The organism is Hahella sp. KA22 (assembly GCF_004135205.1).
Lineage (GTDB): Bacteria > Pseudomonadota > Gammaproteobacteria > Pseudomonadales > Oleiphilaceae > Hahella.
Genome location: NZ_CP035490.1, coordinates 3,372,141 through 3,390,960 on the forward strand (window position 1 = coordinate 3,372,141; position 18,820 = coordinate 3,390,960).

Here is an 18,820-nt window from a genome sequence, read left to right on the forward strand (position 1 = left end):
CAGACAGTCAGTGTGGAGTCTTTCGTGGTTGAAAAAGTAGATGTGGTCATAATTGGCGCCGGCGCCGCCGGTTTGATGTGCGCGATTACCGCAGGATATCGCGGCAGGAAGGTCCTGGTGCTGGATCACGCCAATAAAGCGGGCAAGAAAATTCTTATGTCCGGGGGAGGGCGCTGCAACTTCACCCACCTGAATTCCACGCCGGCCAACTATTTATCCAATAATCCCCACTACTGCATCTCTGCGCTAAGACGCTATACCCCTCAGCATTTTGTGGAATGGGTGGAGCGCCATGGCATTGAATATCATGAAAAAACGCCTGGGCAGTTGTTTTGCAACGAGAGCAGTAAAGATATTCTCAATATGCTGCTGACCGAATGCGACTGGGCCGGCGCGGAAATTCGTCTGCAGTGCAGCATTGATGCAGTGGAGCAGGACGGCGAAGGCTTCCGTCTGCAAACCTCAAGCGGCGTTATTCAATGCGAGTCGTTGGTAATCGCCAGCGGCGGGCTGTCGATTCCCACGCTGGGCGCATCGCCCTTCGGTTATAAAATCGCGGAACAGTTTGGCCTTAGGGTATTGCCGACGCGGGCGGGACTGGCGCCGTTCACGTTGCAGCCGGAAGATTTGCAGCGCTTCGCGCCTTTGTCCGGCGTCAGTTGTCCGGTCTCCGTCAGCGTTAATGACGTGACCTTCAAAGAACCGATGCTGTTCACTCATCGTGGTCTCAGCGGCCCAAGCATGCTGCAAATCTCCAGTTTCTGGAAACCCGGTCAGGATATCACAATCGATTTACTGCCGGACGACGATGTGCTGGCGGAGCTGAAAGCCTGGCGGCAGGAATCGCCCAACAAACGCCTGGAAACCTACCTCAACGCCAAGCTTCCCAAACGACTGGCGCAGATTTTCACCGAATGGAAAAACTGGAGCGAAACCTTCCAGCAATGCTCCAACCAACGACTACAGGAAGTCGCCGACGCCCTGAAAAGCTGGAAGATCAAACCCAACGGCACCGAAGGCTACCGCACCGCTGAAGTCACATTGGGCGGCGTCGACACCGACTGCCTCTCCTCCAAAACCATGGCCGCCAAAGACATCCCCAACCTCTACTTCATCGGCGAAGTCGTCGACGTCACCGGCCACCTGGGCGGCCACAACTTCCAGTGGGCCTGGGCGTCCGGGTTTGCGGCGGGTGGGGAGGTGTGAATTGCGCAATGGACTATAAGTAGCGAAAGCATCAAATGACGCCTATTCTCCACCAGTTTTGTATGAATAGACGTATACGGATAGTGTAAAAAGGGCTTTAAGGAGTGTTCATTCTTCAAATAGGATTGTGTTATGCGTTGCGGCTTAGGTCATTTACGTCATGTAGATTTAAGCTCACCTCAATAATAATTAAAGCTCAAATTCTTACAGAAAAGTGTTACTAATATGGAAGTTCATTTCTATCCGGGACAACACCTCCTCGTGGTACTAAACGGAGCCAGGGTTATTGCAAAATTCGAGGCAATGGGAGGGCCTGCGTCTATTGGGAGCGATCCTCGTATGCCTGAAGAGCCGACTTGGGCTGGCGAATATGTAATAGATAAAGCCCATCCTTATCATACTCCTTCTTGGTTATTATCTCGGCTAAAATGGGGAACTCCTCTGAAAGACATGCCGGGAAAAAACGATGTTTGGTACCAAATGTCCAATGGAATGTGGGCATCTGTTAAGAATGATCTTGGCCTGTCAAGAAACGAAATCATTAAGCAGTATTTTGATCTTTATAGTGTAAACAAGGTTCCTGATAAGTGGGTCTTCAACGATTTTGGACCAGTGGCGATTCGTTGGTACAAAGATACGAACAAGAACAACAAGCTGGATGGGAAAGAAGTTCTATCAGGCCAGATGTTTCACACCACTCCTATTGATGAAGCAAGGACCGCACGTGGATTATCTGTTAACTTGGTTCCTTCACACGGCTGTATTCATCTCAAACCTGGAGATAGAGATAAACTAATGAGTTTGAGTGCATTTAAACAAGGAACACGTTTTATAGTCCATGAATACCATGAAAAATTTTAGATTAGCTTTTTTTACATCGACACTCTTTCTTTCTCTAACTGCTTGCGCCCAACAGTCATTCGACTGGAGGTACGATGGCTCCGTTGTAAGCAATGGAGTCACAATCTCTACAGAGCTTCAAAATGCTTACTCTGCGTTTGAAACTCCCAATGGTATTTATTTGGCTGGTTTCAAAATTGATAAGGATAGCGTGAATTACCCGTATATTGTATTTGTCGGTAGCAGTTTGAAGGAGAAAAGAAGCTGGCCTCTCACTGCAATGGTCGAGCAGTTTTTTGAGTATGAAAGCGACTTATACATAGTAGATTCAGAGGGTAGTGCGTTTCAGCTTGACGGCAATGACTGGAAGCTAACTGACCTGACATTTAAACCCGACTCGATAATAGTCTCCACTAGCCAAGACATTATTGCGTGTAATCCTACTCCTATGGCTAAAGTTGCCAACGGAACTGGAAGTTGTTATTCAGTATTCAAGAAATGGAGTGTGAATGCCAATTGGCGAAATACTCCCCCTAAAGTTTGTAACGGGGTATTAATCATTCAAGAGAGGAAAGCAGGAGCACTCCGATATCTTGCGATCGATACGGCCTCAGGGAAATTATTAAAATCCCTTTCCACCAAGGAAGTAGTTTCTGATTTATGCTTGGTAGGTTTCTGACTACCAAGCATAAACTGTTTTTACCACACTGACGCCTAAAAGCTAATCTAAAAAGCGCTTTGCTAAAAGCTGTATTGGATCGATCCGGTTGCGGCCTTCAGTTTGCGTTGATCTAGTTAGATGCCTACTTTTTTGGGCGTTGTCCTTGTTTTTAGCGACACTTAATGTCTTTACAAAAGATAGAATACTATTATCGCGAGTGCAGGGGATAATCTGAATATTATCCATTGGCGTATGGCCGCTTTTCAGTTTTAGAAATATTCGCGCCTTAAGTTTCAATCATTTTAGAGAGGGAATATTTATGGATATTTTCACCGAATTCAATCTGAATAAAATTAAGGACAGGCAAATAGATACACTGATCGGTCTGAGTAAAGGCATTGTCGCCGATGGAAAGGTTGAACAGGCGGAAGCGGAGTTTCTGCAAACTTGGCTGGTGCAGAGCAGGAGCGCTTCTGACAATCCAATTATCGTTAACCTGTTAGATAGAGTTAGCATTATGTTGGAAGACGGTGTTTTGGATAGAGAAGAGTCCTCCGAGCTTCTAAGTGTTCTGAAAAGAATCTCTGGCGATGAGTCCTATCTCGGCGAGGTCGCTAAAGCAACCAGACTGCCTATTATTGAACCTATGCCGCCCATTACTTTTCAGGGACGATCGTTTCTTTTTAGCGGAACCTGTGCGCTTGGGACGCGGGAACAATGCGAGGAAGCGACTGTGGCGCGTGGAGGCAAGATTGCCAAAAACGTTACGAAATCACTGGATTATCTGGTGATAGGAACCTATGTGAAGGATAGCTGGGTTCATGAAAATTTTGGGCGGAAAATTGAGAAGGCCATGACGTATAGGAATAATGGCGTTCCCATTGTAATTATTACTGAACAGCACTGGGCTCAGTCAGTATGTATGTAATTGGATGATGGATATGTTGGGTGCAAGGTTGATGAAAGGTTAAATACGATGGACGCTTTATAAAGATTGTTTCATTGCACCCGATCTTCAGCTGGAAGAAGTTCTACATGTTTTGAAAAAGCCTCTACTATCTGAGGGATTTTTTCTTTGTGCTTAATATTGAGCATCATATAAGTAACGGCTTCATATAGCATGTGGTCGTTGCACTTCTTGAAATCAACATCGAATTTCCTTTTGATCTTTTTATAGTGACCATCGGTGATGGCGATACCGCTTATACGGTGAGCCATCGCCATGTTCACGTAAGACTCCAGATTGGGGGAAAAGACCATATTCCTCTTGATGTTTTCTGGAAAGTGATCGTATGCGGAGATGCCTAATAATTTTCCGACTACTAATTGGTCTATGTTCTGCGTGTCGGGGCAGTCCAATGAGGTCGGTATATACAGATAAAAGCGCTGGTGATTCAGTGGCCAAGGTATGGCCACTAAGTTGCTGTAAATCTCCGTCACCTCTTTAATCCTTATGAAATCGCCGTCAATACTGCCCTCATTGGCGGCGCGTATGGAGCGCGCCAAAGGAAGGTTCACCCACTCGATACTCCAAGGGGTATCCCGAAAAGCGGCTTCAACGAATCTCTGATAAGGCGCATACAATTGCGCGATCTCATCGTTCGCTCCGATTCTCAGAACCTCTTGCGGTTCCGACGCCGCGCTGGCGGACGTTATTACACAGACGAGAAACCAGATTCCAGAAAGGACTTTCATAGACATTCCTACCGAGTCGCTGCTTGGTGGAGGCGTCGCGCATATTTAGTTTAGTAAACTACGCTGGCAATTAAAGCGCGTTAGGTGGATAGTGCTGAGGCATCTACCATGCATCACACGCATCCGATGTTTTGCTAAAGGAACGTCTGGTTATGATCGACCCGGTACGTTCCATTGGATGAACGGGGCAAGATATGGAGCCGATAAACGAGCCCGCCAGCTATACTGGGAGAAAGGTTGGTCGGAACAGATTGACGAGGTACTTCCATCACTGCCGCCGGTATATAGCTAGAACTTTAGTACGAATGTTTTTACAGCCGTTAGTCAGTCTGGTCGCCAACAATATACGGAAGCTCATTGTTTCTGAACTGTTCAAAGACCCTTTCTATTAGCTCCCATGCTACAGCCGCCTCCATATAGCCAGCCTCAGGCCATTTCCCCCACGAATCTTCTATAAGCCAGCCTGGGTAAGGGCCCACTAGCGGCAGGCACTCACAGTCAATGCTCTGATCCTCCGCGATTTCCATTGACCATGAATCGCCGCGCGCTCTGAAGTACCATGGGTAGTTGTCAACAATACCGCAACCTAGGACTGGGCAGGAGCCGCTGATATATCCATTCCAGTTGACGCCTGATCGTTCAAACATAATAGAGCCCGTTTGTATTGTTAAACAGAAATAGGGGAAACTGTAACGCTTGGCGCTAGCCCATAGTAAGATATAACTTTATTTGATTCCGTTCTATGAGCTGAAAAATTTTCTGTTCTAGCTTTTTCTGATAACTTCCCTCGACAATTTATGCTTCCCTTCAAGTTCATTGTCTTATAGGGATTAGGGGGCAATGTCTCGCACATTGAAACTAATAATCGTAAAGGGCGATTGTATTAAATCGCCGTCGTTGATCTTTTCCTCTTCAGTTTGGCGTACCTGGCCAGTGCGGTATTGGGATACCTGGGAACTGGTTCCAATGCAGTATTATGAGGCCATTATCTGTGGAAAACTGAATGAGGGGGCGTGGCTGTTCAACCTGAATCTATTCCGTATATTTTAAAACCAAAACTGGACTGTTGGCAATAATCCGACGAAGCATTTCCTTCATTTCGTCATCAAACTCATCGCGATAGATTTGATCCAGTGTGTTGATCAGTTTTTGTATGGCGTTGTGGTCGAGCGGTTTGGTTTTCAGGAATGCGAGGTAGGAGGCGCCGAGTCCCATCAGTTGGTATCCGAAATGGTCGTCCAGGTGTTTGGCGAGCACCACGTTTTCAAATGGATTCAGGTCACAGGTGAAGTAGCCGTTGGGAAAGGCGAAAATCGCTTCGTGGCTGGCGGTGACTGGGACTTTCAGCAAGTAGGTTTCCGCGTCGAGTATGGATAACAGGTCTGCATTGACGTCTTCGATGTCTTCGGGGGCGTCTTCATTCAGACTGACGCCTTTTTCGATGACGTTGGCAAGGGTGTGCTCTTTGAGCTTGGCTTCCATGTTGCGCCGGCGAATTGGAAACTCGTCTTTGTGGCTCAGATAGCCTTTGTGCTCACCCTCCTCGAAACATTCCGGCGGGAGTTTGGATAAATCAAAGCCATCCGTATTGTCCAGGTCATGGGACAGCTTTGAATGCATGGAGGTGTAGCAGGCTTGTCCGAGGTCATCCAGCGTCAGCAGGAAGCGGTGGTCAGGATGGCTGGCCGTCAGCTCGCGATACGTAGTGAGTAGTTCTTCAAAGCTGTTGATTTCAGTGACGCGGTAGCGTTCGCACAAGAAGTCTTCGCTAGGGCTATCGATGTATTTCAGGTTCATGACGGTCGCCTTTATATGCTGTACGCCTACACCAACGGTGTGAGCGCTGAAAGTCTCAATTGGAAGTGGAACGGTGCTATTACTTACAGTCCTTCATATATTTCAGGCTTCCAAACCTGCATCAGGATGTCTGGATTCGGCACTTGGGTGAAACCAAACTGGGAATAGAGGCCGTGGGCGTCTCGCGTGGCCAGCATCATACGCCTTAATCCCTGCAGATCGGGGTGGTCCATGACCTGGGTCATCAGGAGTTTGCTCAAGCCTTTGCCGCGGTGGGCGTCGAGTATGAAAACGTCCGCCAGATAAGCAAAAGTGGCTTTGTCGGTGATCAGACGGGCGAAGCCAACCTGTTTGTTATCCGGATCAAAAACGCCAAAGCAGAGAGAATTGGCGATGGCTTTGCCCAATAGCTCTTTGGGAATGCCGCTGGCCCAATAACTGGTGGAGATAAAGCTGTGGATGACGTCCAAATCCATCTCATCCAAATTCGTACTGATTCTGTAGCCCTGCATGTGCGCTCCTTGAGCCGTGATTTGACTGACATTGACCGTTAAAAAATGGGCCAGTGAAATGTATCAGTAGAGGCGTTATTTCGGAAGAAGATAGTCGGTTGTGTTTAAACTCTTCGGAATAATTAATCTTTGTCGACGGCTTATGATTAAGAAGATGGGAGTTGAGTAATGGGCCCGACAGTTTACTTTGACGAAACTGTCGGGCATGAAGATAAGTTAGTACCTGGAACCCGCCGTAGAGCCCATTGGCAGTTTGGCGTTAATCAGGTCCACGTCTTCCGCATCCAGTTGCAGAGTTGCGGCGGCGAGGTTTTCCTGTAAGCGGCTCAGGCGGCTGCTGCCGGGAATGGGGATGATGTCTTCGCCCTGGCGCAGCAGCCAGGCCAGTGCGATTTGCGCGGCGGTGGCGTTATGGCGCTGGGCGATGGCGGCCAATACATCCACAAACTTCTTGTTGGCCTCAATGGCTTCGTCGCTGAAACGGGGATTGTTGCGGCGCCAGTCTTCTTCGCTCAGTGCGTTGCCTGTCGCGATTTTTCCGGTGAGGAAACCCCGCCCGAGAGGGCTGTAGGGCACGAGCGCCACGCCTAATTCCCGGCAGGCGGGCAGAGCGTCCGCTTCCGGTTCGCGGCTCCACAATGAATACTCGTTTTGTACGGCGGCGATGGAGTGTACGGCGTGAGCGCGACGGATTTGCTCCCCGGTCGCCTCACTGATGCCCAGTTGTCGCACTTTGCCTTCTTTGACGAGTTCCGCCATGGCGCCAAGAGTGTCCTCCAGGGGCGTTTCCGGGTCGATGCGGTGATAGTAGTAAAGGTCGATGACATCTACTCCCAATCTGCGCAGGCTGTCTTCACAGCATTGGCGTACATATTCCGGACGCCCGCTAATCCCGCGAGTCTGAGTGGCTTCATCCCAGGTGATGCCGAACTTGGTGGCGATGATGGCCTGTTCACGCACCGGCTTCAACGCGCGGCCCACCAGCGATTCGTTGCGGCCCGCAGCGTAGAAGTCTGAGGTGTCGAAGAAGTTCATGCCCATTTCCAGCGCCTGGCGTAGAAAGCGTTCGGATTCCTTTTCGTCGTGCGCGCCAGCGCCGTCAAACGGCCGGTAGAAGGCGTTCAGTCCCATACATCCCAATCCCAGGCGGGAAACAAACAGGTTGCTGGAGCCTAACTGGACCTTGCCTAATCGTGATGAATCGTTCATATCTGTCTCCCTGTGCGGTTGTTCACTCATGGATGTGGCGTCGTCGCTAAAGGGCCCGTTTAGTGGGCGACGTTTATTCATGCTAGGAGATGGCAGGCGTAAACTGAATGCACGATTCTACGGCGTCCTTGCCTGATTCTGTCGTATATTGCGATCAATAGGGGCGCAGGCCGTTCGGGCCTGATAGAATTTTTATACCGAATTCAACGATGGCGCATCCCGGAGAATGACATGGGAGAGATGGCGATGAGCGATAAAATCATATACAACCGTGAGTCGAAGCCCGGCATCGAAGCCTGTCTGGACGCCCATAACAAGAGCCTGTTCGTCGAGCTGCTGGATCAGCATGCCACGCAGGTAGGCGTGAATCAGACGCCACTGCCGGAGGTCACCAGTTTCAGGGTCGTTAAACCGTCGCCGCGGCAGCCGGTAGTGTACGAACCGGCCATCGTCATCGTGGGGCAGGGCGGCAAGCGCGGATATGTGGGGGAGCAGACCTACACTTACGACGCCTATAACTATCTGGTGCTGTCTGTACCGCTGCCGTTTGAGTGCGAAATCTATGACGCCTCGCCGGAGTCGCCTTTGCTGGGGCTGCGCATCCTGGTGGATGCTCTGGCGCTGAATGATCTGTTGATCGATATGGGCGAGGCGCCCTCCCGCACCTCCGGCGACATCCCCAAAAGTATCTACTCGACGCCCCTCAACGATACCTTGATTGAAGCCTGTATCCGTCTGGTGAAAGTGCTCTCGGACCCGGCGGAAGCCAAGATCCTGGGGCCGCAGATTCTGCGTGAGATCTATTACCGTGTGTTATGCGGCGATCGCGGCGAGACGCTTCGCGCCGCGGCCAATCATAACAGTCGCGTGGCGCAGATCGCCAAAGTGCTGAATATGATCCATCAGCAATACGACCAGCCTTTGGACATTGATACGATGGCGCGGGCGGCCAATATGAGTCCCTCCACCTTGCACCATAACTTCAAAGCGGTGACGGACTGTTCGCCGTTGCAGTATCTGAAGAGCATTCGCCTGCATCAGGCCCGCAATTTGTTGGCGAGAGGCGGCATTAACGCCAGTACGGCGGCGATGAAAGTGGGCTATGTGAGCCCGTCGCAGTTCAGCAGGGAATTTAAGCGTCTATTTGGCGCGCCGCCCCGGGACAGAAATCTGGGAGCGGCGATGGAAGTCTAGAGTGGAGGCTAGCTAGATGGTGGTGCGCACTAGCGCCGCGTCAGGAAGCGTTTCCGGCGCTTGCTGATCTGGAGAGGGTAAAGCTTCCGTCTGCACGGTTTCCTGGCTCGTCTCTTCATTGTTCTCCACTGGCGGCGCGAACAACAGCATATTAATCATCTGCTCCTGTTGCAGTCGGGCGTCGGCGCGGCACGGTAGCGTCACCACAAATTTATGCTTGGCCACGTCCGTGGTGGTGAAACGAAATTTCGGGATCACGTCCTGCAATATGAGTCGACGGCTGCGGATCAAAGGAATGAAATCCTTGTTCTCTTTCTGGAATTCGCTCCAGTATTTATCCAGCGCTTCCTTCATTCTCAGGGAGTATTCATAAGAACGTTGGAAGTCCGGCTCTGTAGTAATGCAAAAACTATGAATCACATAAGGGCGTAATACCGAGTGATTCTTGATCGCCGAACTCAGGTACAGGCTGTTCGGGATGACCACGGTCTTGCCCGTGCTGGAATAGAAATCCCGGTTCAGCTCTTTCAACGTGGTGGTGATCAGGTTTTGATCCACCACGTAGCCCAGATAATCGCCGGCTTCGATAATATCCCCCACAGCGAACTGACGGTTGCCCGCCCGCAGCAGCGTACCGCTGACGCACAGAATCAGCTCCTTGGTGGCGATGACAATGGCCACGGCGAAGGCAGTCAGTGACAGGGCGAAGGTCTGAATCTGCGGCGCCCAGATCAGGATCAGGCCGATGATCAGAATCAGATAAGTTGAGTTTTTGAGGATATTGGACCAGCGCAGCTTGAAGTCTTCGGACAGCGAGTTATTGCGCTTGATCTGACGGTGAATCACCCAACGCAACAACGCTAACGCAATCAGCAGCGTTACCGTGGCGGGGACTCCTCGTGTGGACGCAATATCGATCAGACTTTTGAAACTTTCCAGCATTTTGCGGCTCTTTATCCTCTCTGTTTTTAACGCTGATGTTGATCTGGGTGAAAGCTCACAGCCTGCAACATTTTCTCGCGAATTAATATTAGGGTATTCATCAATAATTCATTTTAAATACAGGGGCATAAGCGCCAACGGCGTTAATCGCCTGGGTCTTCTTTGCGACTAGACAACGCTGGAGGTCGCCGGGCGCCGCTTCAGAAACCGCTACGATACTTATAGTTTGGCCCGTTAACGTAATTTCGCCAGACGCCAATCAGACTAGGCCCGTTGCAGAAACGGAAAAAGAGGATGGAATAAGGGGATTATGAGGAAAGTTTAATGCTTGCAGGACACTAAATTTAAACTTGAGGCGAGTGGCGCTACACGAATCAGCCCGGCGAAAAACTGCCGGGCGTAGTCGCAACGGAACGAGAAAAAATGCCAAACGTTTCCGCGCTAATAGTCCAAATCAATGGACACTAACTTGGACGGCTCTTGCAAGGTGAACTTGCTCTTGTCGAAGCTGGGCGGTCCCATAAAGCCTTTGGCGTTATTGGAAACGCCGACGCCTTCTTTGGGGATGCCCAGAAAATTGGCGTCGCAGTCGTCATTGCTGTTGGCGTCGTGACACACCGCCACCGCATAGACGCCGTAAGGCACATTGGCGAAAGTGGCGTGAGCGCCAGTGTCGGTGGGCTTCACATACAGCTTGATGGACGCCTTGGCGGGCGTGTCGGGAAAGCCGTCGGCGTTGTTGTATAAATGCACCATCAGACCCCCCTCGTTATTCTGCAAATGTTGCAACTGCACTTCGATCGATCCGGTGGGCGTATCCGCCGCCAGGGCTGTCGTTAGGCTCAGCCCGGCCAGACAGCCTGCTGCGACGAGTTGCGCAAAGAGTCTGACTTGCTTCCATGTTGGGGTGCGCATGGTTTGCTCCTCCTTATTTCCTGCAGATCAATAGCGGTCTTCTATTTGTCCGCAACAACGTTAATGCAATCGCCGCATTAATGGGCGGTTGCATTCTTGGGCGCAGGGGAGGTTGCTGGCTCCGATTGCGCTGATGCGCCGGCATAAAAGCCCCGCGCCATCTCCAATACATCGTCTACGGACCACTGGTCGTACGCATGGGCGCCGTATTTGCTGGCGACCACGGAGCCATCCGGCGCGATCAGGAAATCCGCCGGCAATCCCAGCGGACTCTCGCCCTTATCCGGGTTGGCGGTTTTCATCTTGCGTGCGCCGCCTTTGATCGCGGCGGCGATGGCGCGTGGGTCCATCAGGGCGCGCAAAGATTTCTCCACGCCAAACTCCTGGTAGAGCTTCTTCTCCGGGTCGGAGATGACGTCAAAAGGCGCGTCTCCCTGGAATGGCTGCATGGAGGCTTCGCTGGAGTGAAAGATGACTATTTCCCGTATGCCTGCAGCGACCAGCTCCGTATGCCTTAACGTCATAGCGCGCATATGCATGTTGCAAAAGGGGCAGCCGGCGAAGCGGCGGAACTGTAAATGAACCAGTCGTTCCGGGTCCGGCCATTGCGTGGGCTGGCCTTTGATGGTGGTTAATGTTTTGGGAGCGACGAGGTCGCCCGCCTGGATTTTGTTTTTTAATCCTGGTTTCACGGCGGTGTGTTCCTTATTGTCCGACATGCTGTGGAATCAGGCGGCCTGGGACAGATGCGGCCAGGGGTAGCCTTGTTCCTTGAGTTCAGCGAGCGCTTCGCTTACTGCGACGCGCCAGTCTTTTTGTGGCGTATAGCCGATTTTTTTGTGGGCGTAATCAGTGGGGCACAGCCAGTCTTCCGCCACATGCACCAGAGAACGGGTGAGGAACGGGGAAGAGCCCGGCAGAATGGGCAACAGCGTCTCCATCAACCAGCCAAAGGCGTAGCCCGCGAAGTACGGCACGCTATAAATCGGCTTGGGCGAGTTAGTTTCCTTGCAGATAAATTCAAATACTTCCCGAGTGGTGGGGAAGTCCTTGCCGCAGATATTGAAAGACTCATAGTTGTCCAATCCCTGCGCCACGGAAGCCAGGGCGAAAGATTCGCCGAGATCCGTATCCGCCACCAGCGCCATACGACTGCGTCCGCCGGACAACCAGGGCACCATATATGTACGCAGACGCGGCACCAGCGCAGGCACCATACCGAGGTGATTGCCCTTGCCGACGAAGTGGCCCAGACGCATATTGACCATCTGCGTGCCACGCTGGCTGTTCTCGTGCATGTAGTTATCCACGTCGATCAGTTTGTCGACGTGCGGCCAGTAGCCGGTGTAGCGGGGTTCGGAAAAATCGTCCTGGGGTTTGCCGTCCTTGCGGATGCCCGCGATAGCGACGGTGCTGGCGAGCAGAAAGCGCTTCACGCCGGCGTTGATGCATTGATCAACGATGTCCACTGCAGGTTCGAAAAAGTGGGTGCGCTCCAGAGCGGCGTGTCCCCAGAAGGCTCCCCAGGTGCCGGTGTGGCAGACCACATCGACGTCCTGCACCATGGCTTTGCGGTAAGCCGCATCCAGCAGGTCGCCGCTGCGTATCTCGCCTTTGAATTGGGGAATCAGTTTTGACGGGGTGCGACAGGCCGCGATGGGCTCAACATCCGGGCGAGCCATCAGCGCCTTGATAACGTTGCTTCCCAAAAAGCCAGTCGCGCCGGTAACCAGCACCCGCGTTTTTGGTCCTGTGTCCATGACAGTCTCCTTGTTTGCTATGACGCCCCGCCGAATCGCCACGCGCCTCTTGTCGTCGAGGAGAGTGACTATCCGGCGGGGCTGCGTTGTTGTCCTGACCGCTCATTTCCCGAACTACAGTTCGATGATACGCCTCTGTCGGGACTTGGACTATGTCGTTTTTTGAGCAGGAAATGAATTACCGGCTCATTTCTATTCGTTAATCCACTGCTACTTAATTTTTTCTAAAGCAAAGCGTTGCAGGCACATACGCTGGAACTCGATGGAGGTTCCCGGCAAGTCGACGGTCAGCGTCTGCACGTTTTGCTTGAGGTTCAGCGACATGCTGCGGCCGCCGCGGGCGATAAATCCGTCTGCGAACACCGGTCCTGCATGAATGGTCGCCCCCTGGGCGGGTACGTCGATGACGCAGTTGAACGCCACCGAGATACGGTTCTGCGCTTTCAGCTCGTAAGTGCCTTCGCAGTAAGGTGAGAAGCCGTCCTGAATCGGCATGGCGCCGACGCTGAGATTGCCCTTGTTCATCTCGGAAGCGAAGCCTTGTTCGAGGGTCATGGTGCCGTCCTTACTGAACGTCATCACGCCGGTTCCGCTCATGTCGACCACTTGCGCGTCCACCAGCAACTGACGGGTATCCGGATCAATGGAAACAGTGCCCGGCGCCTGCGGCAAACTGCGTACGCAGGTCTGGTCGGTGGTGAAGCCGAATTCCGCTTCAAAGTAACGATGATGACGATGACGCTCGCCGTCGAAGTCAGAGTCCGCGTAAACATTGGCCGCGCCCGCGCTCAACCCGGCCAACAGCATGAAACTCATGCCTGCCTGGCGTTTCACTTTATCGAACATAAATACTCCTCGTATTTTAATTTCAGGTTAAGGAAACACTGGTTAACCGGGTGTTTATGCTGTCCATGCCCGGGCGACGAAGGCGTCGTTTCCGGTAGTGGCTCAACATTCTGTTTGACGTCAGATTGGTTTAAAAAATTACCGGCTCGATATGTCGAAAGCAATGTGAAAACAGGGGTTTATTGTCCCGTATATGGGAAACAGAATCGCTCAAACAAAGCTTGGCGCGCGGGAGGCGCTAACGCTTGGGCTCGGCGCCGCGTAACGGCAAAATTAAATACCAGTAATGGTCGTTTTGTGATCTAAATGCATGCCAATAGCATAATGCGATTTTATTAGTCCTTTAGTTTTAGAGGCTTACAAAAATGAGGTAAATAGCCGATATTGCGCAAAATATACGCGTAATAAAATCCCTGCTCTTCCTTGAAGAAAGGACTATACCAATTGATAATAAGGGGAGCTCTAATATGAACCGAGCACATACCAAGAAACTCGTTCTTGGGTGTCTGGTAACTTTGCCTTTCATCGCCCAAAACGTTCTCGCGCACGGCTACATCTCCAAGCCTGCGTCCCGTTCCTACCAATGTAAACTGGGGGAAAACCTTAACTGCGGCGCTATTCAGTGGGAGCCGCAGAGTGTAGAAGGTCCTGACCGCTATCCGGAAGGCGGCCCTGCCGACGGCAAGATCGCCAGCGCAGGGGTGTCCCACTTTTCCGAGTTGGATGAGCAGTCCGTCAACCGCTGGAAGAAAACGCCAATCCAGGCCGGCTCCAATACCTTTATGTGGCGCTTCACGGCCAATCACGCCACCCGCGATTGGCGTTACTACATCACCAAAGAGGGCTGGAATCCCAATGCGCCGCTGACCCGCAACTCGTTCGAAGCGCAGCCGTTCTGTAGCTACGACGGCAATAACCAGCGTCCGCCCACGGAACTGTCCCATGAGTGTAACGTACCCAGTCGCAGCGGCTATCAGGTCATCCTGGGCGTTTGGGATGTAGGGGACACCGTCAACAGTTTCTACCAAGTGATCGACGTTGATTTCGGCGGTGGCGGCGGTGATCCGTCCGAACCGCAAGAATGGCGCGACATTGGCGACATCAACCCGTCTATCGATCTACAGACCGGGGACCAGGTGAAAACCCGCGTCTTCGATCGCAACGGCGAGAATCCTGGACTGCAGACCGTGCTGAATATCAACTCCGCGGATGAAGGCAAGAAAGACAAGTGGCCGTTCCTGTTGGCCACCGCCATCAACAAAGAGTCCGACGCGCTGCGCGCCGGTAAGATGAACGCCAAAGGCGACATCGTTCCCGCCTATGGTCGCAATGATGTATTCGGCAAGGCGGACAGCGATGTTGATCGCGTCGAGATTGAAATCGTCAAAGGCGATGATGGCCCCGTTGATCCGGCTGTTGAGCTGAGCGGCCTGCAAGGCGAGTACATGATCGAAAATGGTATGGCTACCATCGACTTTACTGTGTCCACCAACGCGGCGATGAACGTGAGCAGCTATGTGTATGCGCCTGACGGTTCCGCCGCTGGCTTCGGTGAAGCCAAGGTGGATAACGCATCGCATAATTTCCGCATCGATATCGACAAAGCCGAAGCTGGCGCTTATTCCCTGGTTGTCAAAGGCGAGAGCGAAGACGGCAAAGTGGTGCAGAAGACGCAAGGCTTCCTGTTGAAGGAAGACGGCGGCGACACGCCTCCGAGCGGCGATTACGATTACGTATTCCCGGAAAGCCTGAGCGCTTACAAGGCGGGAACCACCGTTCTGGCCAAAGACGGCAAGATCTATCGGTGTAAGCCATTCCCGTACAGCGGCTGGTGCACCGTATACAGCGACAACGCCAATCACTACGAGCCCGGCGTGGGCGCTTATTGGAGCGACGCCTGGGAGTTGGTGAAGTAATCAACTAAGGAAATTCCGATTCCTGATTTCAAGCCCCGGTTGCTGCGTGCGCCGGGGCTTTTTTTATCAGCGAACCGAAGGTTTATCAGAGGGAAGGGGCATGTCTGCGCCCCATAGAAAACTGGTAGTTAAGGCTGACCCGTGTAGTTAGACGTGACGTAATTACCGTTATCGTCAAGGAAGATGAAAAACGTCTGCTTGACCGCGTCGGCGGCGCTGGAGTTTTTATAGCTCACCCGCCAGAGATGCTCTTCTCCTTTGTCCATATACAAAGTCTCGACTCTTTCCGCATGGGTCCAGCTTGCGTCCAGGCGCTTGGCTCCGACCATCTTCTTCATGACGAAATCTCCGCGATCCTGAGCGGTTTCCTCAGGGATTGACTGCAGCCTGTCGTGGTTGGGGTGAGCATGCGCCTGAAGGGCGGAGAAGGCCAGGGAGAGGCTTAGCAGAAACGCTTTGGTTTTGGTCATAGTGATCGCCGTGTATTGATGAATCCGGTTGTGAGTTCCATTTACCGCAAAGCCTGCGCCACTATATGGGGAGATCAATGCGAAGCGAATATTCTAGTCCGGCGGGATAGTCTGCGCTTCGGCCAAATGGTCGGTTTTAGGGGGTGTGAAAATGGACGATTTGACAGGAATCAGAACTGTGTCAATTATTGTTGCAAATGATAATAATTATCATTTAGGATTTTGCAAAAAGACGGAGGCTTTCACACCCATGCGTTTTCTATGTCCCACACATGAAGAATGGTATTCGCTACAACCTGAAGAGGAACTGGTGAATAACTGGATGCACTGGATGCATTTGTCCGGCTGCTATTATCAAAACTCACAATGGAACCGGGCGTTGCCCTATATCGGCAGCTCTTTCGACCTGGCCCGGTTGCTGCTGTCGCGACAGGGCGAAGAGCGCAAGACGGCGATTACATTGCTGACCTTATCCGGCATTTATCTGTCCAATGTGTTTCATCACATGGGCGATGAAGTGGAGTCCAACAAAGTGCTGAACATCGCCTGCGAATACCTGGCGCGTTTCAGCGAGCCGGCCACCAACTCCAGCGTGATGCAGTGCATGAGCTGTCTCTCGGACACTCGCGCCCATGACATGTTCGTGGCGCATCATCTGAACATGCCGCTGGCGCGCCGCAGCAGCTCCCAGGCGACCCATTAGTCGCCTGGCGCTCGCCCAGGGCGTGATGACGAGTAATGTTTAAGACGCTGTAACGCTGTAAGCGTTTGTAATACTTTAAGCGTTTGTAGTACTACAAGCGTTTGTAATACTACAAATAGTCCGGCAGATGTCCCCGGATGTCCTTGACCGGGTGCACGGTGAGATTTTTATCGACCTCCGCCGCCACGCAGTGACGCACATTGGCGTTCATCTGTCGTCTTAACACGCCCAGAAAGGTGGGTTCGGAGAGAATGTACAGCTTGTCATACTGCTTTTTGTTGAGCCCTTCATTCAGGCGCTCATTGACGCGCTTGGCGAATCTCTCCACTTCTTCATGTTTTTTACGATCCGCTTCGCCGTAGGAGTGATTGCCTGAACCGTTCATCATTCCGCCGTTGCGGTCTGAGACGATTTCCTGTTCCATCAGTCGGTTGATCGGGTGGGTGAGGGTTTCCAGTTCCTGTAGTGCGCCTTTGGGGGTGTCGCAGGAAAACAGTCTGGCGTGGGTGGTGTCCGCCGCTAGTACCCATGTAGTCATAAAAACTCCTCTGGTTAACGGTTTTAGTAAGCAATCGCTGGTGCGGCATTCCGCCGCAAGTACCGCCACACACTGCTTGAGTGTAACCCATACTTTGGAAAATCGCCTGAAACGGCGGCAGTGAGAAAGACATCCTGGGTTCACCTGTCACAATATTCCACTATAATGGCGCGTCGGCGCTCAACGCCGATTGATGGCGGATAACAACTCAGTGCGGTTCGCTCCGCTAAAAATCAAGTATCGGACAGCCGGTTCAACCGGAAAAATATTGGGAAACACCAAAGACGATTTCGATTTTTTGACTTCTTTCTTTTCTTCCACCTCCTCAACGACTTCACCCGAAGTCACCTTGCAACAAGCCGCCGAGATCGCGGCGAATCCAGTGACTCAAGAATACCTGTCAGGTCTGTTATGGGACCTGGACGGCGTGCGTCAGCCAGTGCGTTATCACCCTGAAGAAGACGCGCTCTATCACTCACTGCAAGTGTTTGAACTGGCGTATGCCGAAACCGGGGACCCGGAACTTTGGGCGGCGGCGCTCTTTCACGACCTCGGTAAAAGCGTGGATCAGCGCGACCACTGCGCAGTCGGCGCCGCCATGGTGCGGGGCGTGTTGTCCAGCCGGGTGGAGTGGTTAATTGCTCATCATTTGGATCTGTTGATTTCGCCGCAACGAACCCGTCGACGCCTGGGCGATTCTGCGCGTCTGCAGGACTTAATCCGCCTGCGACGCTGGGATCTGGGTGGACGCTCGCTTACCGCAAAAGTGCGCAACCCGGAGCAGGCGCTGCAGTTGACGCTGGATGCTTTGATCGCCGCTGGCGCGCAGCAACCCTGATCCTGCGACGCATCGCCCTACAGACGCTTTGATGCGCCGATTTATTTAGAGATCAATCTGATTTTCACGGCGCAGATCCGCGCCGGTCCATTTATGAAAAGTAAACGTAATAACCACATTCGTCGTCTTTTGGTCATTGAAGCCGCCCGCCTGATGTATGAAGAAGGCGTGGACCAATACCTGGACGCCAAGCGTAAGGCGGCGAAGCGGCTGGTGGGCGGCTATACGCTGCATTTGCCCTCCAATGGGGAAATATCCGAGGAAATATATCGGATGGCGCGTTTTGAGGAGCCGGATGCGGTGACGCAACGCCTCTTCGATATGCGGGTCCTGACGATGGATGTGATGGAGCAACTGACGCCGTTCAATCCGCGACTAATTGGCTCAGTCAGCACCGGTCGCATTCGCGCCAGCAGCGATATCGATCTGCATGTCTTTGTCGATATGCCGGAAACTCTGTTTCGCTATCTTGATGAGCTGGCGTGGCCCTATGAAACCAAGAGCATTTGCATACGTAAAGAGGGGCGTTTCATGGAGTTCACCCATGTCTATCTGGATATGGAATTTCCTGTGGAGCTATCGGTATACCCCGTGCAGGATTTGCGGGTCAGGGGGCGCAGCAGTACAGACGGCAAGCCTATCGATCGCCTCTCCGCGGGACGTTTGCGCACGCTGATCATGAATGAACATCCCGAGCAATGGGAGGCGTTGATATATTGCGGCGGGGATGACGAGACGCGCGTTGGGGCGTTTTCCGACTAATCTTGCGGGGATAATG

Annotated in this window: 21 protein-coding genes; 9 read left to right on the forward strand and 12 right to left on the reverse strand. The window is 52.2% G+C overall.

The features are described 5' to 3' along the window. The first annotated feature begins 24 nt into the window (after positions 1–24). The 4 genes from EUZ85_RS15075 (at position 25) to EUZ85_RS15090 (ending at position 3,635) form a co-directional block, all read left to right on the forward strand. Positions 25–1,206 (forward strand): NAD(P)/FAD-dependent oxidoreductase, encoded by a 1,182-nt coding sequence (locus tag EUZ85_RS15075; protein WP_127970070.1) that lies wholly within the window; start codon positions 25–27, stop codon positions 1,204–1,206. Positions 1,207–1,431: 225 nt separating this feature from the next. Continuing rightward, entirely contained in the window at positions 1,432–2,067 is a 636-nt protein-coding gene (locus EUZ85_RS15080) for a L,D-transpeptidase family protein (protein WP_127970071.1), read from the forward strand. Continuing rightward, positions 2,045–2,725: a hypothetical protein gene (locus EUZ85_RS15085; protein WP_127970072.1), complete on the forward strand. Its 681-nt coding sequence runs from the start codon at positions 2,045–2,047 to the stop codon at positions 2,723–2,725. Before EUZ85_RS15080 ends, EUZ85_RS15085 begins: the two co-directional genes overlap by 23 nt. A gap of 301 nt (positions 2,726–3,026) precedes the next feature. Next, complete coding sequence (locus EUZ85_RS15090; RefSeq protein WP_127970073.1) at positions 3,027–3,635, forward strand: BRCT domain-containing protein; 609 nt, start codon at positions 3,027–3,029, stop codon at positions 3,633–3,635. Between the two features lie 71 nt (positions 3,636–3,706). Here EUZ85_RS15090 and EUZ85_RS15095 read toward each other — a convergent pair whose 3' ends face one another. From EUZ85_RS15095 to EUZ85_RS15115, 5 genes are all read right to left on the reverse strand, one after another. Beyond that, positions 3,707–4,402, reverse strand: coding sequence for a hypothetical protein (locus tag EUZ85_RS15095; protein WP_127970074.1), 696 nt, complete (start codon positions 4,400–4,402; stop codon positions 3,707–3,709). Positions 4,403–4,722: 320 nt separating this feature from the next. Continuing rightward, positions 4,723–5,049 (reverse strand): hypothetical protein, encoded by a 327-nt coding sequence (locus tag EUZ85_RS15100; RefSeq protein WP_127970075.1) that lies wholly within the window; start codon positions 5,047–5,049, stop codon positions 4,723–4,725. Between the two features lie 385 nt (positions 5,050–5,434). Next, on the reverse strand, positions 5,435–6,199 hold the full coding sequence (locus EUZ85_RS15105; RefSeq protein WP_127970076.1) for a hypothetical protein: 765 nt from the start codon (positions 6,197–6,199) through the stop codon (positions 5,435–5,437). A gap of 83 nt (positions 6,200–6,282) precedes the next feature. Then, on the reverse strand, positions 6,283–6,711 hold the full coding sequence (locus EUZ85_RS15110; protein ID WP_127970077.1) for a GNAT family N-acetyltransferase: 429 nt from the start codon (positions 6,709–6,711) through the stop codon (positions 6,283–6,285). Positions 6,712–6,927: 216 nt separating this feature from the next. Continuing rightward, positions 6,928–7,920 carry an aldo/keto reductase gene (locus tag EUZ85_RS15115; RefSeq protein WP_127970078.1) on the reverse strand — a complete coding sequence of 331 codons (993 nt, stop codon included), beginning with the start codon at positions 7,918–7,920 and terminating at the stop codon, positions 6,928–6,930. 246 nt (positions 7,921–8,166) lie between these two features. Here EUZ85_RS15115 and EUZ85_RS15120 point away from each other — a divergent pair, with 246 nt between their 5' ends. Next, a complete protein-coding gene (locus EUZ85_RS15120) occupies positions 8,167–9,114 on the forward strand; it encodes an AraC family transcriptional regulator (RefSeq protein ID WP_241567040.1) in 948 nt (315 codons plus the stop codon). 12 nt (positions 9,115–9,126) lie between these two features. Here EUZ85_RS15120 and EUZ85_RS15125 read toward each other — a convergent pair whose 3' ends face one another. The 5 genes from EUZ85_RS15125 to EUZ85_RS15145 all read right to left on the reverse strand — a co-directional run bounded on the left by EUZ85_RS15125 (position 9,127) and on the right by EUZ85_RS15145 (position 13,577). Continuing rightward, positions 9,127–10,056 (reverse strand): mechanosensitive ion channel family protein, encoded by a 930-nt coding sequence (locus tag EUZ85_RS15125; protein ID WP_127970080.1) that lies wholly within the window; start codon positions 10,054–10,056, stop codon positions 9,127–9,129. Between the two features lie 441 nt (positions 10,057–10,497). Then, the gene (locus tag EUZ85_RS15130; RefSeq protein WP_127970081.1) at positions 10,498–10,971 is read right to left on the reverse strand and encodes a DUF2141 domain-containing protein; all 474 of its coding nucleotides are present in this window, start codon (positions 10,969–10,971) and stop codon (positions 10,498–10,500) included. A 77-nt stretch (positions 10,972–11,048) separates the two neighbouring features. Then, entirely contained in the window at positions 11,049–11,663 is a 615-nt protein-coding gene (locus EUZ85_RS15135; protein WP_241567041.1) for a peroxiredoxin-like family protein, read from the reverse strand. Positions 11,664–11,699: 36 nt separating this feature from the next. Next, positions 11,700–12,731 (reverse strand): NAD(P)-dependent oxidoreductase, encoded by a 1,032-nt coding sequence (locus EUZ85_RS15140; RefSeq protein ID WP_127970083.1) that lies wholly within the window; start codon positions 12,729–12,731, stop codon positions 11,700–11,702. A gap of 210 nt (positions 12,732–12,941) precedes the next feature. Continuing rightward, a complete protein-coding gene (locus EUZ85_RS15145) occupies positions 12,942–13,577 on the reverse strand; it encodes a hypothetical protein (protein ID WP_127970084.1) in 636 nt (211 codons plus the stop codon). 467 nt (positions 13,578–14,044) lie between these two features. Here EUZ85_RS15145 and gbpA point away from each other — a divergent pair, with 467 nt between their 5' ends. Next, positions 14,045–15,493, forward strand: a complete 1,449-nt coding sequence (gbpA, locus tag EUZ85_RS15150) for an N-acetylglucosamine-binding protein GbpA (protein WP_127970085.1) — start codon at positions 14,045–14,047, stop codon at positions 15,491–15,493. A gap of 128 nt (positions 15,494–15,621) precedes the next feature. On the opposite strand, the gene EUZ85_RS15155 is transcribed toward gbpA, so the two are convergent. Then, the gene (locus tag EUZ85_RS15155; protein ID WP_127970086.1) at positions 15,622–15,963 is read right to left on the reverse strand and encodes a DUF6488 family protein; all 342 of its coding nucleotides are present in this window, start codon (positions 15,961–15,963) and stop codon (positions 15,622–15,624) included. A gap of 250 nt (positions 15,964–16,213) precedes the next feature. On the opposite strand from EUZ85_RS15155, the gene EUZ85_RS15160 reads away from it, so the two are divergent. Then, positions 16,214–16,666, forward strand: coding sequence for a hypothetical protein (locus EUZ85_RS15160; protein ID WP_127970087.1), 453 nt, complete (start codon positions 16,214–16,216; stop codon positions 16,664–16,666). A gap of 109 nt (positions 16,667–16,775) precedes the next feature. Here the strand turns inward: EUZ85_RS15160 and EUZ85_RS15165 are convergent, their stop codons facing one another. Beyond that, positions 16,776–17,204: a host attachment protein gene (locus EUZ85_RS15165; protein WP_127970088.1), complete on the reverse strand. Its 429-nt coding sequence runs from the start codon at positions 17,202–17,204 to the stop codon at positions 16,776–16,778. A gap of 268 nt (positions 17,205–17,472) precedes the next feature. On the opposite strand from EUZ85_RS15165, the gene EUZ85_RS15170 reads away from it, so the two are divergent. Both EUZ85_RS15170 and EUZ85_RS15175 read left to right on the forward strand, forming a co-directional pair. Continuing rightward, positions 17,473–18,042 (forward strand): HD domain-containing protein, encoded by a 570-nt coding sequence (locus tag EUZ85_RS15170; protein ID WP_241567042.1) that lies wholly within the window; start codon positions 17,473–17,475, stop codon positions 18,040–18,042. A 93-nt stretch (positions 18,043–18,135) separates the two neighbouring features. Next, entirely contained in the window at positions 18,136–18,804 is a 669-nt protein-coding gene (locus EUZ85_RS15175; protein WP_241567043.1) for a nucleotidyltransferase, read from the forward strand. The last annotated feature ends 16 nt before the right edge of the window (positions 18,805–18,820 follow it).

Bases quoted from the DNA above. Each gene is read 5' to 3' on its own strand.
- EUZ85_RS15080 (WP_127970071.1), top strand. From the start codon at position 1,432: ATGGAAGTTCATTTCTATCCGGGACAACACCTCCTCGTGGTACTAAAC.
- EUZ85_RS15085 (WP_127970072.1), top strand. From the start codon at position 2,045: ATGAATACCATGAAAAATTTTAGATTAGCTTTTTTTACATCGACACTC.
- EUZ85_RS15090 (WP_127970073.1), top strand. From the start codon at position 3,027: ATGGATATTTTCACCGAATTCAATCTGAATAAAATTAAGGACAGGCAA.
- EUZ85_RS15095 (WP_127970074.1), bottom strand. From the start codon at position 4,402: ATGAAAGTCCTTTCTGGAATCTGGTTTCTCGTCTGTGTAATAACGTCC.
- EUZ85_RS15100 (WP_127970075.1), bottom strand. From the start codon at position 5,049: ATGTTTGAACGATCAGGCGTCAACTGGAATGGATATATCAGCGGCTCC.
- EUZ85_RS15105 (WP_127970076.1), bottom strand. From the start codon at position 6,199: ATGAACCTGAAATACATCGATAGCCCTAGCGAAGACTTCTTGTGCGAA.
- EUZ85_RS15110 (WP_127970077.1), bottom strand. From the start codon at position 6,711: ATGCAGGGCTACAGAATCAGTACGAATTTGGATGAGATGGATTTGGAC.
- EUZ85_RS15115 (WP_127970078.1), bottom strand. From the start codon at position 7,920: ATGAACGATTCATCACGATTAGGCAAGGTCCAGTTAGGCTCCAGCAAC.
- EUZ85_RS15120 (WP_241567040.1), top strand. From the start codon at position 8,167: ATGAGCGATAAAATCATATACAACCGTGAGTCGAAGCCCGGCATCGAA.
- EUZ85_RS15125 (WP_127970080.1), bottom strand. From the start codon at position 10,056: ATGCTGGAAAGTTTCAAAAGTCTGATCGATATTGCGTCCACACGAGGA.
- EUZ85_RS15130 (WP_127970081.1), bottom strand. From the start codon at position 10,971: ATGCGCACCCCAACATGGAAGCAAGTCAGACTCTTTGCGCAACTCGTC.
- EUZ85_RS15140 (WP_127970083.1), bottom strand. From the start codon at position 12,731: ATGGACACAGGACCAAAAACGCGGGTGCTGGTTACCGGCGCGACTGGC.
- EUZ85_RS15145 (WP_127970084.1), bottom strand. From the start codon at position 13,577: ATGTTCGATAAAGTGAAACGCCAGGCAGGCATGAGTTTCATGCTGTTG.
- gbpA (WP_127970085.1), top strand. From the start codon at position 14,045: ATGAACCGAGCACATACCAAGAAACTCGTTCTTGGGTGTCTGGTAACT.
- EUZ85_RS15155 (WP_127970086.1), bottom strand. From the start codon at position 15,963: ATGACCAAAACCAAAGCGTTTCTGCTAAGCCTCTCCCTGGCCTTCTCC.
- EUZ85_RS15160 (WP_127970087.1), top strand. From the start codon at position 16,214: ATGCGTTTTCTATGTCCCACACATGAAGAATGGTATTCGCTACAACCT.
- EUZ85_RS15165 (WP_127970088.1), bottom strand. From the start codon at position 17,204: ATGACTACATGGGTACTAGCGGCGGACACCACCCACGCCAGACTGTTT.
- EUZ85_RS15175 (WP_241567043.1), top strand. From the start codon at position 18,136: ATGAAAAGTAAACGTAATAACCACATTCGTCGTCTTTTGGTCATTGAA.